This is a genomic window from Albimonas donghaensis (assembly GCF_900106695.1).
GTDB lineage: Bacteria > Pseudomonadota > Alphaproteobacteria > Rhodobacterales > Rhodobacteraceae > Albimonas > Albimonas donghaensis.
In genome coordinates this window covers 723849-738610 of the sequence record NZ_FNMZ01000001.1, presented here as the reverse complement: position 1 = coordinate 738610, position 14762 = coordinate 723849, and the positions used below count along the sequence as shown (strand labels likewise).

The following is a 14762-nucleotide window of genomic DNA, read 5'->3' as shown; positions in this document are numbered from 1 at the left end:
CGGCCTCGCCCCGCCGCGCGGGCGCCCGGCCGCCGCCTGCGCATCGGCGGATCGCGCGGCCTCCCTCCCGTCGAGGTTCACGCTTCCGTCGGGGTTCGCACCGTCGAGCGCCAGGCGCGCGCGGCGGCGAGCCCGGCCATGACCTGCGCCCGGACCAGCATCGTGAAGCCCGGCCCCTCGACCGTCTCGTCCGGCGCCTCGGTGATCAGCATGGCCGACACCGGCAGGTCCGCGACGACCGAAGCCGCCACGCCCACCGGCCCGATCCGCGCCTGGGCCGCGGCCGCTTCCGGCGCATGCAGCGCGAGCGCGTCCAGCTGGCGGGCGTTGAACGCCGCGATCTCGCCATCCCCGGCCAGCGCCGCCGCGGCCGCCGCCAGCGCGGCGCGGGCCCGGCCCTCCGCCTCCGCCCGGTAGCGCAGGATCAGATGCATGCCGCGCGGCAGGGACCAGCCCTCGAATCCCCGCGGAAGATAGCCTGTGAAGGGCCGGATCCACTCATGCGCCGGATAGCCGTGCAGGCTCAGATGCAGGACCGCCCCGCCCCCCGCCGTTTCCCCCGCGCCCGCCAGTTCCGCCGCCAGGCCGTCGCGCATCGCCCGTTCCCCGGCCTGCGGCGGCAGATGCGTCAGATCGGCCCCCAGCGCGGTGTAGCGCGCGGCATGATGCATGTGCCGGGGCGCCAGCCGCCGCAGCCGGGCGTAGAGCGCATGACCGTCGGGGTTCTCCATCGGGCAGACCGCGCAGGCCGCGCGCTCGCCCGCCAGCGCGGCGGCGATGGCCAGCGCCGCGGGCGGACCCGAGGGCTCGTTGGCATGCTGGCCCGCGGTGACCAGAACGCCCGCGCCATCGCCCGCGAAGACCCGCCCCTCGATCGGCCGCCCGCGCAGCGAGGTCTCGCGCCGCGCGGCGCCGCCAAGGCCGTCCAGCGCACCCAGCCCGGCCCGGATCTCCGCCGCCGTCCAAGGCCGCTCGCCCGGCCCCGCGGCCGCGCCGGGCGCGCGGCGCGTCCGCGCGGCGGCGGGGCGCTGGCGTCGGGCCGTGACGCGCAGCCGGACGCCCGCCTCGCCCGAAGCCGGAACCACCACCGGCACGATCCGCCCGGCCCGCAGCGTCCGGTCGCCCGGGGCGAGGCCGAAGGCCCGGGCGAAGATCTCCAGCCCGGCGAAATGCAGCTCCTCATGCAGGATTTCCGCGAGATCGACGCTCGGGTCATCCCGGAAGCCGTGCATCTCAAGCGCCTCGAAGGCCCCTTCAAGCCGCAACACGATATCGAGGCCCGGCCCCGCGTCGCGGTCCGGACGCGACGCCTCCGCTTCCGCCAGCCCGCCAAGCGCCTCGAAAGCGGCGGCGAGGGCGGTCTCCAGCGGCGTCTCCCACGGGCCGTCGCGCAGGATCGCGCCGTCCCGCGCCGTCGCCCGGACCCAGCCGCAGGCGGCGAGGACGTCCGGGCCGCCGCCCGGCGCCGGGCGCCGGCGCAGCGGCGCGAGGATCCGGGTCTCCCGCGCCGATCCCTCCGGGCCGACGCGGCGCAGTCGCCATTCCGCGGCGGCCTCGGCGACCGGGGCGCAGGGGACGGGCGGCGCGAGCCGCAGCGCCCGGCCGAACAGCGCCGGCGCGGGCCAGGGCTCCTGCACGAAGCGCGCGGGCCCGAGATCGGCCGGCGCGGGGGGCGCGAGGTCCAGCCTCTCGCCCGGCGCCGGCGGATCTTCCAGCAGCGCATGCAGGGCGGGTTTCCAGGCGGCGCGCAGGCGGAGCCGGACGCCCTCGGCGGCCAGCGCGGCCTCGGCCGCGCGGCGGGCGGCGGCGGGCTCGAAGCACCAGACCTCCAGCCGGGCGCCGGGATGGGCGGCGGCGAGCCCGCGGAGGGCCTCGCCCAGCGGCGGGCCGAAGCGTCGTTCGAGGATCACCGCCATGGGCCGCTCCCGTTGCCGACGAGCCCCGCGCCCGCCGCATGAAGGCTAGACCGTAGCGGCGCGCGGAGGCCAGACGCCGCGCGATAGGCCAAGAGGGGGCCGCGCGGGCGAGGTGGCGCGACCGGCGCCGGCCCGCCCCGCGCGGCGTCGAGACGTGGGGGCGGGTGGCGGGCGAAGCGGCGCGGGTTTCGGCAGGTGCGCGGAAAGCGGCGACCGGAAAGCAGACCGCGCGGCCATCGCCCGTCGACGTCCCGCAGCCGCCGCGCGCCCTCCCCTTCTCCGGTGGATCCGGCGCCCGGTCCGGGCGGAACCTCGCGAGGCGGCGCCGGGCCCTTCGTCCGGCGACCCTGTCCGACGCGGTCGCCGGCTCCGCGCCTCGCGGATCTCCGCCGCCCCGTCCGCCCCGTCCGCCCCGCCCGCCCCGACCGCATGGCGCCGCTTCACCGCTCCGCATGCCGGCGGCTGCGGTCGCGGCGACGCCCCGCCCGCGCTGACCGCTCCATCGGCTGGGCCGCCCGCACTGCGCGCCGCCCTACGCCCGACACTACGCCCCACGCTACGCCACGTTCGGCGCCCGCCGCCGCTTCGCGCCCTTGTCCCGCCGCCCAACCTTGTTTACCCATTGGGAAATGCGCGGCGCTTGGCCGCGGAGGTGTTTTCGTGACGTCGGCGCCCGATGCCCACATGCAGGCCCGCAGGCCCGCCCGCATCGACGCCCAGGCCGCCCCGGCCCGGGCGCCGTCCCGCTACGCCGCGCTCGATCTGGGCACCAACAACTGCCGCCTGCTGATCGCCGAGCCCGGGCCCGCCGGCATCCATGGCGGCTTCCGCGTGCTCGACGCCTTTTCCCGCAACGTCCGCCTCGGCGAGGGCGTCGAGGCGCGCGGAGAGCTGTCGCGCGAGGCCATGAACCGCACCGTCGACGCCCTGCGCATCTGCGCCGCCAAGATCCGCCGCCACGACGTCGCCCGCGCCCGCATCGTCGCCACAGAGGCCTGCCGCCGCGCCGCCAACGCCCGCGGCTTCCTGCGCCGGGTGCGCCGCGAAACCGGGCTCGACATCGAGGTCATCACGCCCGAGCAGGAGGCCCGCCTCGCGCTGGCCGGCTGCGCGCCCCTGCTGGAGGAAAGCGCCGAAAGCCTGATGGTCTTCGACATCGGCGGCGGCTCGACCGAGCTGATCTGGATCGACCTCGTCGGCGTCGCCCCCGACCAGCGGCAGGACATGATCCTGGCGCTCGCGCCCGGGCGCGGCGGGCCGGACCGCTCCGAGCTGCGCCGGGCGGCGCGCGCGCGCATCGTGGACTGGATCTCGGCGCCGGTGGGGGTGGCCACGCTGCATGACCGCTTCGCCGACGTGGCCGAGGACCGCGACCGCTACGCGCTCATGGCCTGCCATTTCGAGGACCATATCGCCGGGTTCCTGCCCTATGAGGAGGATCTCGCCGCCGCCAAGCTGGGCGGGCTGCAGATCATCGGCGCCTCGGGCACGGTGACCACGCTGGGCGCGCTGCGGCTGGGGCTGGAGCGCTACGACCGCGCTCGGGTCGACGGCATGTGGCTGGAACGCGCGGCGGCGACCCGGATCTCGCGCCACCTGATCGACCTCGGCCCCGGCGGGCGGCAGGCGCATCCCGGCGTGGGCGCGGACCGGGCGGAACTGATCGTCGCCGGCGCCGCCATCCTGCACACCATCCTGCGCCTGTGGCCGGCCGAGCGCATCCGCGTCGCCGACCGCGGATTGCGTGAGGGGATGCTGCATTCGCTGATGTGGGCCGAGCGTCCCGGCGGCCCCTGCGCCGGCCCGGCCCGGGCCGGGGCTGACCGAGGCTGACCCGGGGGGGCCCGCCGGGCGCTGACCGGAAGGCCGCCCCCAGAGCAGCCGATGGGGGGAGCCGACGGGGCGGAGCCGACGGTGGGGGAGCCGAAGGGGGGCGACCGGGGCCGAACGCGCCCGGATTCGCCCGCAGCGGACGGGAAACGCGCGCCGCCCGATCCCTCGCGGGGCTTGACCCGGCGCGTGACCGGCGCGAAGGGGGGCGGGACGGCGGCCGGATCCGGCCGCCCACGGAACGGAAGACAGGCGGCGACGGCATGAGCGGACCCTCGAAAAGCGGCAAGGGCGGCGGCAAGCGGTCGGGCGGAAGCTCGGGCGCCGGCGGCCCCGCGGGCGGGGCCACGGGCGGCGGCTCGGGCCGCGGCGCGCGGGAGCTCCGCACCCGGGTGAAAACCGCCAAGGGCCGGAAACTGTCCTCGACCCTCTGGCTCGAGCGCCAGCTCAACGATCCCTATGTGCAGCGGGCCGGACGCGACGGGTTCCGCGGGCGCGCCGCCTACAAGCTGTCGGAAATCGACGACCGCCACCCGTTCCTCAAGACCGGGCATTGCGTGGTCGATCTCGGCTGCGCGCCGGGCGGCTGGCTGCAGGTGGCGGCGCGGCGGACCAATGCCGACGGCGCCAAGCCCAACCGCCCCCGCGGCCGCGTGCTGGGCGTGGACCTGCAGGAGGTCACGCCGCTCGACGGCTGCGAATTGATGCAGATGGACTTCCTCGACGAGGGCGCGGACGAAGCGGTGAAGGCGGCCCTGGGCGGCGAGGCCGACGCGGTGCTCTCGGACATGGCGGCCTCGTCCTCGGGCCACCGGGCGACGGACCACCTGCGCATCATCGCGCTGTGCGAGGCCGCGGCCTGGTTCGCGGCCGAAGTGCTGAAGGAAGGCGGGACCTTCCTCGCCAAGACCCTTCAGGGCGGGTCGGAGCGCGAGCTGGTGGCGATGCTCAAGCGCGACTTCACCCATGTGCGCCACATCAAGCCGCCGGCGAGCCGCAAGGACTCGGCCGAGATGTATGTGCTCGCCACCGGCTTCCGCGGCCGCCGCCCGAGCGAGACCGGCGAGCGCGACGATCACGGCGAAGACCCCGAGGCCGGCCCGCTGGGCTGACCGGGGCCGGCGTCCTCCCCCTTCGACCGGACGGGCCGCGCGGGCGCCGCGGCGCCACCCTCGCCCGGGTCGACGCGCGGCTTCGGTCCACCCGAAGCCCGCCGAACCTCAGCCGCCCCGGCGCTCCCGCTCCGCCCGCCCTGTCAGGCCGCCCGGCCAGCCCGTCTCGGGATGGCCCGGAGACCGGCGGGCGGTGACGCCAGCTCGAACCGCGCCGCGCCGCGCAGGCGGCTTCCCCGAAGGGTCATGGCATCCTCCGCCGAGCCGCGCGCCCTCCGCGCCGCAGACCAGGAACATCAAGAGAACATCCGCCCGCCCGCAACCGGACGCCGCCGCAGCGCCCCGTCGTCGCGTCGCGGCTTTCCTTTCCGCCTCGCCCGCGCCACTCTGCGCCGCAACACAGAAAACCGGAGGAGACCGCCCGATGACCGACGCCCCCACGCCCGCCACCCCCGCATCCGCCCCCGCATCCGCCCTGCCCCGGCCGGTGCGCATGATCACCTGCTCCACCGCGCCCAATCCGCGCCGGGTCGACATCTTCCTCGCCGAGAAGGGCGTGGACGTGCCCCGCACCGAGATCGAGCTGGCCACCCGCGCCCATTACGCGCCCGAGCACCTGGCCCGCTTCGGCACCCATCACCTGCCCGCGCTGGAGCTGACCGACGGCGAGACCCTGACCGAGACCCTCGCCATCTGCCGCTATTTCGAGGCCCTGCACCCCGAGCCCAACCTGATGGGCCGCGACGGGTTCGAGGCCGCCAAGATCGAGCAATGGGTGCGCCGGACCGAGATGCTGGTGGCCATGCCGCTGTTCTACGTGTTCCGCCACACCCATCCCGCCATGGCGACGCTGGAGGCCCAGGTCCCCGCGCTGGCCGAGGCGCATCGCCCGCGGCTGGCCGACGGGCTGGACCTGCTGAACCGGCGCCTGACCGCGAGCGCCTATATCGCCGGCGACCGCTTCACCATCGCCGACATCGTGGCCTACACCACGCTGGATTTCGCCAAGGTCGCCAAGGTCCGCCCGGATGACAGCCATACCGGCACCCTGCGCTGGATGGCCGAGCTGGCCGCCCGCCCCTCCTGCGCCCGACCCAAACGCGGCTGACCCCCCGCCGTCCCCAAGGAGCCCGCATGACGGACGCCCCCCCGCCGCCGCCGCTGATCTTCGACCGCCCGGCCCTGCTGCTGGGCGGAGGCCCCGCGCCCTCGGGCCTGATCGCGGCGCTGGCGCCGCTTTGCGGGGCGGTGATCGCGGCGGATGGCGGGGCCAACCGGCTGCGCGACGCGGGCCCCGCCCCCGATGCCGTGATCGGCGACATGGACAGTCTCGAGGACCCCGACCACTGGCGCGCCCGGCTGGGCGACCGGCTGATCCCGGTGGCCGAGCAGGACTCCACCGACCTGGAGAAATGCCTGCGCCTGACGCGCGCGCCGCTCTATCTCGGGGTCGGGTTTCTCGGCGGGCGCATCGACCATTCGCTCGCCGCGCTGCACACCCTGCTGATGCATCCCGAGCGGCGCATCCTGCTGGCGGGGCGCGAGGACCTGGCGTTTCTCGCGCCCCTGCGCTGGCGGGCGCGGCTGGAGGCGGGGGCGCGGGTCTCGATCTATCCGCTGGCCGACTGCGTGGGGCTGGCCTCCACCGGGCTGGAATGGCCGCTGGAGAGCCTCCCGCTGGGGCCGGGGACGCGGATCGGAACCTCCAACCGCGCTTCGGCGGCCGAGGTGGGGCTGGACCTTTCGGCCCGCGGCGCCCTGATCGTGGTCGAGCGACGGTTCCTGCGGGAGATCCTCGCCTCGCTTGACGAGGCGGCCTGAACCATCGCCTCGCTGGACGAGGGGGCCTGAAGGATCACCGCGCTGGACGAGGCGGGTTGAAGCATCGTCTCGCTGAACGAGGCGGGCGGAACCGCGCCGCGCCGGAGGCGAAGGGGCCGGGGCGACGCGAAAAGGGCGCGCCGCTCCCGCGACGCGCCCTCTTTCATCAGGCTGTCAGGCCGCGCCCCGCGGGGCGTCAGGCCGGCCGGGTCACTCGGTGACGCGGCGCAGCTCCATGTTCTCCAGCCCGGCGGCGACGCCGATGCCGGCGGAAGTGTTGGCCGAGACCGGCTGCAGCGAAATCCGGTCCGACTCGCCGCCGACCAGCACCTTCACCCCGGCGCCGAGGCCCAGCGCGGCGTCGGCGCTGACGCCCACATACTCGCCGTCCATCATGTCGGTGGTGAACTTGTCGGTCGACGACATCACCGCCCAGTAGAGCTTCTGCTGCTCGGTCAGGTTGAGATCCACGCCGATCTTGTCGATCTTGGCGACGTAGACCGCGTCCTCGGCCTCGTTCTCGGATTCGAGCGTGCAGGCGTATTCGCTCTTGGACAGAACCACGTAGTTGCTCTTGCCCGTCAGGTCGCAGCGCAGCATGCCGACCTCGATCTTGGACTGGGCCTCTCCGGTCGCCTTGTCGGCGGTGGTGGAGGCGGTCTGGGCGAAGGCGGGCGCGGACACGGCCATCAGAGCGGCGGCGGCGGCGGCGGAAATACCGGCGAACTTTTTCATTCTCATTCTCCTTCGTCATCGAAGCCGGCCGCAGGGTTTTCCGCGGCGCTTCGGCATCGGGATCGTGACCTGAAAATTGGCGCGGAACCGGTTCCGGTCAATGGAAACCGGTGACAAATCATGACTTTGCCCCAATTGCGGCGGGCCGCCCCTCCGCCTCCGGCAGGATTGGCGCACGCGATCAAGGGGATGCGCCGGCGGTGGCGGCGCGGGACTTCGCCACAATTCGCCGCCCCGCCCCGAGCGCCCCGCGCGGCGGCCGCCGGACGCCCCCGGACGGGCGGCCCGGACCGCCCGGCCTGTCGCCGTCGCCGAAACCCAGGCGCGCCTGGCGGGCTGACCCGCGCGCCCGCGGAAACGCCGGCCGCCGCCCTCTCCCCCCGCCCTCTACCCCGGCTCCGGCGCGCCGCCCCGGGCCGGCTTTCGCCGCCCCCGCCGACAGGGCCCGAACGGCCATGGGGCCGCGCCCTGCGCGCTGCGCCTTGAATCCCGCGCGCATTCGCGCCATACCCCCCGCCACGCGACGCGCCTCCGCACGCCGCGACGCCCCCTATTCCACGCGCCGGAGACAGCATGGCCAAGGAAGAGACTCTCGAGTTCCCCGGGGTCGTTGTCGAACTTCTGCCCAACGCGACCTTTCGGGTGAAGCTCGAGAACGGCCATGAGATCATCGCCCATACGGCAGGCAAGATGCGCAAGAACCGCATCCGCGTGCTGGCCGGCGACAAGGTTCAGGTCGAGATGACGCCCTACGACCTGACCAAGGGCCGCATCACCTACCGGTTCAAGTAACCCCGCCATGGCGCGCCTCAACGCCCCGGCGCGCGCCATGCGGCCGGCGCGCAGAGCCCGCCCCGCCGCCCTTCCGGCGTGCGGGTCAGTCGCCCTGCCCGGCCGAATCATCCCGCGCGCGCGCTCCGCAAGGCCGCGCGCGCAGGACCGCCTTCCTCCCCTCCTTTCGGACAGGCGCGCGGACCCCCGCGCCGAGGCCCGGTCATGACCCTGCGCCTCGTGCTCGCCTCCGCCTCGCCGCGCCGCCGCGATCTGCTGGCCTCGATCGGCGTTGTCCCCGACGCGGTCCTGCCCGCCGATATCGACGAGACCCCGCGCCGGACCGAGCTGCCGCGCCCCTACGCCCAGCGGCTCGCCCGTGAGAAGGCCGCCGCGGTCGCCGCCCGGCCCGAGGCGACGGGCGCCCTGGTGCTCGCCGCCGACACGGTGGTCGCGGCCGGGCGCCGCATCCTCGGCAAGCCGGAGAACGAGGCCGAGGCGCATGCCTTCCTCACCCTGCTTTCCGGGCGCCGTCACCGGGTCGCCACCGGGGTCGCGCTCAGGCTCGGCGACCGGGAATGGACCCGGCTGGTGGAGACGCAGGTTCGCTTCAAGCGCCTGTCGGACGCCGAGATCTCGGCCTATCTCCGCTCCGGCGAATGGCGGGGCAAGGCCGGCGGCTACGCCATCCAGGGCATCGGCGCCGCCTTCGTGCCCGCCATCAACGGCAGCTACACCAATGTCGTGGGCCTGCCCCTGACCGAGACCGCCGGGCTGCTCGCCGGCGCCGGCCTCACCGTGACCTATGAAGGATCGCCCGCATGAAAGGCCGCCTGATCGCGCTGCTGGAGCAGGAGGGGATGCCCTCCATGGCCGCCTGCCTCGATGACGGGCGGCTGACCGACCTGCTGGTCGACGCGCCCGAGGCCGACGCCTCGCCGCGGCTGGAGGCGGTGCATTACGCCCGCGTGGACCGGCGGGTGGATGCGCTGGGCGCCTCCTTCCTCGACCTCGGCGACGGGCGCGAGGGCTTTCTGAAGTCGCCGCGCAAGACCAAAGCGGGCGACCGGCTGCTGGTCCAGGTCGCCCGCCATGCGGAGCCCGGCAAGGCCACGCCGGTGACCGACGAGCCGCTGTTCAAGGGCCGCTACGCCATCCTCACCCCCCATGCGCCGGGCATCAACGTCGCCCGCAAGGTCCGCGACGAGGACGAGGCCGCGCGCCTGCGCGTCATCGCCCGCGACGCGCTGGACGAAGCCGGGCTGACCGGCGAGCACGCGCCCGGCGCCATCCTGCGCTCCGCCGCCGCCTTCGTGGACCCGGATGCGGTGGCCGAGGACGTGGCCGCGCTCGCCGCCCTGCTCAACGCCGCCCGCGCGGCGGAGGCCGAGGGCGGCCCGCCGGGCGAAGTCGTGGCCGCCCCCGACGCCGAGACCCGCGCCTGGCGCGACTGGGTGGAGCCCGAGCCCGACGACGTGCAGCGCGGCGACCTGAAGCTGTGGGACGATCTCGGCGTGCTGGAGCAGGTGGAGGCGCTGTTCTCCCCCCGCGTGCCCCTGGTCGGAGAGGCGTGGATGATGGTCGAGGCGACATCGGCCCTGGTGGCGGTGGACGTGAACACCGCCGGCGACTTCACCACCGCGACCGGGCTGAAGGCCAATCTCGCCGCCATCGCCGACCTGCCCCGCCAGCTGCGCCTTCGGGGCCTCGCCGGCCAGGTGGTCGTGGACTTCGCGCCGCTGTCGAAACGCGACCGCAAGCAGGCGGAGGCGGCGCTGCGCAAGGCGCTGAAGGAAGACCCGATCGACACCCAGATGGTCGGCTGGACGGGCCTCGGCCATATGGAGCTCACCCGCCGGCGGGAGCGTCGGCCGCTGACCGAGCTTCTGCCCCGCGGCATCCCCGCGCCCTGAGCGGCCCCCCCGCCCATCCCCCGCCGTCGCCGCGACAGGAGAAAAGCGCCATGCCCTGCCCGATGTGCAAGCGCCCGACCGTGACCGCCTACCGTCCGTTCTGCTCCAAGCGCTGCGCGGATCTCGATCTCGGCAACTGGCTCAACGGCAAATACGCGATCCCGGCGGAAGAGGACGACGCCCCCGACGCCGAGGACTACGCGCGGGATCCGAGCCGGGACAGCGGCCGGGACAGCGGCCGGGAAAGCGATTGAAGAAGCGGCGGGCGCGGAGAGGGCCGAGCCCGCCTCGCCGCCGCCCTCGACCGGCCTGCGCGCGCGGGTCGCTAGGTCAGGCGAAAAACCCGCGCGGCCCCCTCTTGTCAGCCCCGCGCGGTTCCAATAATAACCCCCCAGCGCCGGTCGACGGCGCTTCGCCCGGGTAGCTCAGTTGGTAGAGCAGCGGATTGAAAATTCGCGTGTCGGTGGTTCGAATCCGCCCCCGGGCACCACGCCCCCCTCCCCTACGCCGCTCCCGGTCGTCCCTGACCTGACATCCGCGCTTCGCTGAAGAAGATCAGCGGGGTGATGCGTCGCCGTTTCGCGCGACGCGGCGCGGGTCCGCGCGGCAGGCGGGCGGGCGCGGCCTTCCCGTTCCCCGCGCCCGATGCTTGCAATCGCCCCGCCGCGGGGCCATCAAGCCTGCACGCCCGTTTCAAGCGGCGCGACGCGCCGTTCCGCGCGCCGCCAAGGCCGCGACAGCCCTTTCCGGGGGACGCCTGCATGACCGCGCCCGAGTTCCGCGCCGCGCCCGCGCGCCCGGCATGATCGGCGCGCTGCTGATCGCGCTGGCGCCCACGGCGCTGCTGATCGGGCTGGGCCATGTCCTGCGCCACCGCACCGGCCTTCTGCCGGCGGAATTCTGGGGCCCGGCGGAGAAGCTCGCCTATTTCGTGCTGCTCCCCGCGCTGATCGTGCACGGGCTGGCCATGGCCGACCTGTCCGAGGTCGCGATCGGCGGACTGGTCTTCGCGCTGGCCGGGCCGATCCTGGTCACCGGCGCGGCGCTGGCCCTGTTGCGCCGCCCGCTGGGGATCGAGCCCCGGGCCTTCACCTCGGTCTTCCAGGCCGGGGTGCGGTTCAACAACTATGTGGGCGTCACCGCGGCGCTGGCGCTGTTCGGCCCGCAGGCCGCCGCGCTCTCGGCCATCGCCATCGCCACCATCGTGCCCACCGCCAACGTGCTCTGCGTGCTGGTCTTCGCCCGCTACGTCCCCGCCGGGACCGGACCCGAGGGCGGGACCGGCGCCGGGCTGACCCACGCGCTGAAGGCGCTGGCCCGCAATCCGCTGATCCTCGCCTGCGTCCTGGGCATCACCCTGCACGCCTTTCACCTGGGCCTGCCGCCGGGGATCGAGGGCTTCGCCAGGGCGCTCGGCCAGGCGGCGCTGCCGCTGGGGCTGCTCTGCGTCGGCGCGGCCCTGGACCGGGAGACGCTGGGCCGCGCGCCCCGGCTCTTCGCCATCGCCTCCCTCGCCAAGTTCGCGGCCATGCCCACCCTGACCGCCGGAGCCTGCCTGATCGCCGGGCTCGACGGCGAGGTGGCGCTGCTGGCGGTGCTGTTCAATGCGCTGCCCACCGCCTCCTCCTCCTATGTCATGGCGCGCCAGATGGGGGGCGACGCGCCGCTCATGGCCAGCCTCGTCGCCACCCAGACCGTCGTCGCCGCCCTGACCGTGCCGCTGGCCATGCTGGCCGCGCAGGCGATCTTCGGCTGATCCCGCAGGAGAACACGATGACCGAACCCCGCCCCGACGTGCTTGTGGTCTCCGCCCTGCGCCCCGGCCAGATGGCGCGGCTGGAGACGCTGTTCGCCCTCCACCGCCATGACCGGGCCGAGGACCCGGACGCCCTGCTCGACGCCATAGCCCCGCGCATCCGCGCCGTGGTCACCACCGGCGGCCGGGGCCTGGGGCGCGATATCATCGACCGCCTGCCGGGGCTGGAGATCGTGGCCTGCTCCGCGGTCGGGACCGAGAAGCTCGACCTCGCCGCCTGCCGGGCGCGGGGGATCGCGGTGACCAACACGCCCGACGTGCTGACCGACGACGTGGCGGACATGGCGATGGCCCTGCTGCTGATGGCGCGGCGGCGGCTGGTGGAGGGCGACGCCCATGTCCGCTCCGGCGCCTGGGCGCGGGAGGGGATGTTTCCGCTGACCCCGACGCTGACCGGCAAGCGGCTCGGCATTCTCGGCCTCGGGCGCATCGGCCAGGCCATCGCCGCGCGGGCCGAGGCGTTCCGGATGGAGATCGGCTATGTCGCCCGCGCTCCGCGCGACGTCCCCTACGCCCGCCTCCCCGACGCCGAGGCGCTGGCCGGCTGGGCCGACGCGCTGGTGGTGGCGACGCCGGGCGGGGCGGGGACGCGGGGCCTCGTCTCCGCGCCCGTCATCCGCGCGCTGGGGCCCGGAGGCACGCTGGTCAACATCTCCCGCGGCAGCGTGGTGGACGAGCCCGCCATGATCGAGGCGCTGGCGAGCGGCGCGCTCGGCGCCGCCGGGCTCGACGTTTTCGCGGCCGAGCCCGCGCCCGACCCGGCCCTGCTCGCCCTGCCCAATGTCGCGCTCTCGCCCCATCATGGCAGCGGCACGGTGGAGACGCGGGACGCCATGGCCCGGATGGTGGTCGACAATCTCGTCGCCCATTTCAACGGCGCGCCGCTGATCTCCCCCGTCGCCTGACCCCGGCGCGCCTTGCGAGCCGCCCCTGCGCCGCGTGAGGCGCGGCGGGGCGTGTGCGGGGGGCGCCATGCTGCCCGCGGCGGCGCGGCCGCCATGCGCTGGGTCCGCCGTCGGCATGGACGTCGCGCCGGGTCGGGTCGGGGAACATGGACCCCTGCTTGCCCGGACATGAGCGAGGCCGGCTTGAACTCGCGCAGCCCGGCGCCCGGCGAAAGCGGATGACGGCGGGGTCGAAAACCTCGGCCCGCTCCGCGAATTTTCGGATGGAGGCGCGGGCGCCGTCATCGCGATCCGAGAGCGCGAGCCCCGCCAGCCGGCCGGCCCTCCCGCTTGCGTCGCGCTGCGCCGGCGGACACTCTGCCTCCGGACGCCGATCCCTCTCCGCCGCCGTCCGGACGCCGATCCCTCTCCGCCGCCGTCCGGACGCCGATCCCTCTCCGCCGCCATCCGGACGCCGCCCCGCCCGCGCCGCTCCGGCCGCCCCCGCCAGGAGCCGCCCCGATGCCCGAACCGACCGCCCACGCCCCCCGCTCCGCCCGCGAGGCGCGCCCATGACCCAGGCCCCCATGAGCGCCGAAACCGCGACCCATGACCTCGTGCTCAAGGGCGGCCGCGTCATTGACCCTTCGCAGGGGATCGACCGGGTGACCGACGTCGCCTTCTCGGGCGGGCGCGTCTCCGGGCTCGGCGACGGGCTGACGGGATCGGAGATCCGCGACATGGCCGGCCGGATCGTGTGCCCGGGCCTCATCGACCTGCATACCCATGTCTACTGGGGCGGCACCTCGCTGGGGGTCGACGCCGAGGCCTATGCCCGCCAATGCGCCGTCACCACCTGCATCGACACCGGCAGCGCCGGGCCGGGCAATTTCGCGGGCTTCCGCAAACATGTGATCGCGCCGTCTCAGACCCGCATCCTCGCCTATCTGCATGTCTCCTTCGCCGGCATCTACGGCTTCGACACCGGCATCATGGTGGGCGAGAGCCATGACATGCGCCTGATGGCGGCGCGGGAATGCGCGGCGGTGATCGAGGCCAACCGCGACGTGATCGTGGGGGTGAAGGTGCGGATCGGGCGGCACGCGTCGGGACCGTCGGGGATCGATCCGCTGATCGTGGCGCTGGAAGTGGCGAACGAGATCGACGTGCCGATCATGTGCCATATCGACGAGCCGCCGCCCTCCTACGAGGATGTCATCGCCCGCCTGCGTCCGGGCGACGTGCTGACCCACTGCTACCGCCCCTTCCCCAACGCCCCCATCGACGGCCGGGGCCGGGTCAAGCCCGCCGTGCTGGCGGCGCGGGAGCGCGGGGTGATCTTCGACATCGGCCACGGCATGGGCTCATTCGGCTGGAAGACCGCGCGGGGGATGATGGCGGCGGGGTTCCCGCCGGACGTAATCTCCTCCGACGTGCACGCCTTCTGCATCAACGGGCCCGCCTACGATCAGCTGGTCACCATGTCCAAGTTCCTGGTGCTGGGCATGGACGTGCCGGAGGTCATCGCGCGGTCGACCCTCGAACCCGCGAAGGCCCTGGGGCGCGAGGATCTGGGGACCTTCCGGGAGGGCGCGGCGGGCGACGCCTCGATCCTCACGGTCGAGGCCGGGGCGTTCCCGCTCGCCGACGTGCGCGGGGCGGTGGAGACCGGGGACCGGATGCTGCGCCCCGCCGGGGTGGTGATCGCCGGCCGCTGGTGGCACGGGGACTGAAACGGCGCGCGCGGGAGCGGGCGGCGCCCTCCCCGCAAGACGGAAACCCGGCCCCGCCGCGTGACGCTTCAGACCCGGCGTGAACAAGATGGCGGGGCGAGACGGCGGAAAGCGATGCGGACAATCCTGTTCCGGAGCCGACCCGCCGTCAGCCCGACGCCGGATCGCCGGTCCCGCGGTTGATCGTGGTCGGGATCGCGGGGCGGCGACGCCCCGCCCCCTGCTCGACGC

Annotated in this window: 13 protein-coding genes and 1 tRNA gene; 12 read left to right on the top strand and 2 right to left on the bottom strand. The window is 74.8% G+C overall.

Translation table 11 applies throughout. The features are described from left to right. Positions 1-77 precede the first annotated feature (77 nt). The gene (locus BLV24_RS03075) at positions 78-1916 is read right to left on the bottom strand and encodes a M14 family metallopeptidase (RefSeq protein WP_092679649.1); all 1839 of its coding nucleotides are present in this window, start codon (positions 1914-1916) and stop codon (positions 78-80) included. A 684-nt stretch (positions 1917-2600) separates the two neighbouring features. Between BLV24_RS03075 and BLV24_RS03070 the strand changes: the two genes are divergently transcribed. The 4 genes from BLV24_RS03070 (at position 2601) to BLV24_RS03055 (ending at position 6679) form a co-directional block, all read left to right on the top strand. Further along, on the top strand, positions 2601-3749 hold the full coding sequence (locus BLV24_RS03070; RefSeq protein ID WP_092679648.1) for a Ppx/GppA phosphatase family protein: 1149 nt from the start codon (positions 2601-2603) through the stop codon (positions 3747-3749). Positions 3750-4009: 260 nt separating this feature from the next. Then, the gene (locus BLV24_RS03065; RefSeq protein ID WP_092679647.1) at positions 4010-4858 is read left to right on the top strand and encodes an RlmE family RNA methyltransferase; all 849 of its coding nucleotides are present in this window, start codon (positions 4010-4012) and stop codon (positions 4856-4858) included. 424 nt (positions 4859-5282) lie between these two features. Continuing rightward, a complete protein-coding gene (locus tag BLV24_RS03060; protein WP_218133328.1) occupies positions 5283-5966 on the top strand; it encodes a glutathione S-transferase family protein in 684 nt (227 codons plus the stop codon). A gap of 26 nt (positions 5967-5992) precedes the next feature. Next, positions 5993-6679 (top strand): thiamine diphosphokinase, encoded by a 687-nt coding sequence (locus BLV24_RS03055; RefSeq protein ID WP_092679646.1) that lies wholly within the window; start codon positions 5993-5995, stop codon positions 6677-6679. Positions 6680-6889: 210 nt separating this feature from the next. Here the strand turns inward: BLV24_RS03055 and BLV24_RS03050 are convergent, their stop codons facing one another. Beyond that, positions 6890-7414 carry a DUF992 domain-containing protein gene (locus BLV24_RS03050; RefSeq protein ID WP_176954599.1) on the bottom strand — a complete coding sequence of 175 codons (525 nt, stop codon included), beginning with the start codon at positions 7412-7414 and terminating at the stop codon, positions 6890-6892. A 573-nt stretch (positions 7415-7987) separates the two neighbouring features. On the opposite strand from BLV24_RS03050, the gene infA reads away from it, so the two are divergent. The 8 genes from infA to BLV24_RS03010 all read left to right on the top strand — a co-directional run bounded on the left by infA (position 7988) and on the right by BLV24_RS03010 (position 14531). Beyond that, positions 7988-8206: a translation initiation factor IF-1 gene (gene infA, locus BLV24_RS03045; RefSeq protein WP_092679644.1), complete on the top strand. Its 219-nt coding sequence runs from the start codon at positions 7988-7990 to the stop codon at positions 8204-8206. 210 nt (positions 8207-8416) lie between these two features. Beyond that, a complete protein-coding gene (locus tag BLV24_RS03040; protein ID WP_092680244.1) occupies positions 8417-9010 on the top strand; it encodes a Maf family protein in 594 nt (197 codons plus the stop codon). Further along, on the top strand, positions 9007-10098 hold the full coding sequence (locus tag BLV24_RS03035) for a ribonuclease E/G (RefSeq protein WP_092679643.1): 1092 nt from the start codon (positions 9007-9009) through the stop codon (positions 10096-10098). Before BLV24_RS03040 ends, BLV24_RS03035 begins: the two co-directional genes overlap by 4 nt. A gap of 50 nt (positions 10099-10148) precedes the next feature. Beyond that, entirely contained in the window at positions 10149-10352 is a 204-nt protein-coding gene (locus tag BLV24_RS03030; protein WP_092679642.1) for a DNA gyrase inhibitor YacG, read from the top strand. 160 nt (positions 10353-10512) lie between these two features. Further along, positions 10513-10588 (top strand) — tRNA-Phe (locus BLV24_RS03025). Between the two features lie 312 nt (positions 10589-10900). Then, positions 10901-11854, top strand: coding sequence for an AEC family transporter (locus tag BLV24_RS03020; RefSeq protein ID WP_092679641.1), 954 nt, complete (start codon positions 10901-10903; stop codon positions 11852-11854). A 17-nt stretch (positions 11855-11871) separates the two neighbouring features. Then, on the top strand, positions 11872-12819 hold the full coding sequence (locus BLV24_RS03015) for a 2-hydroxyacid dehydrogenase (protein WP_092679640.1): 948 nt from the start codon (positions 11872-11874) through the stop codon (positions 12817-12819). 551 nt (positions 12820-13370) lie between these two features. After that, positions 13371-14531: an amidohydrolase/deacetylase family metallohydrolase gene (locus BLV24_RS03010; RefSeq protein ID WP_218133327.1), complete on the top strand. Its 1161-nt coding sequence runs from the start codon at positions 13371-13373 to the stop codon at positions 14529-14531. Positions 14532-14762: the final 231 nt, after the last annotated feature.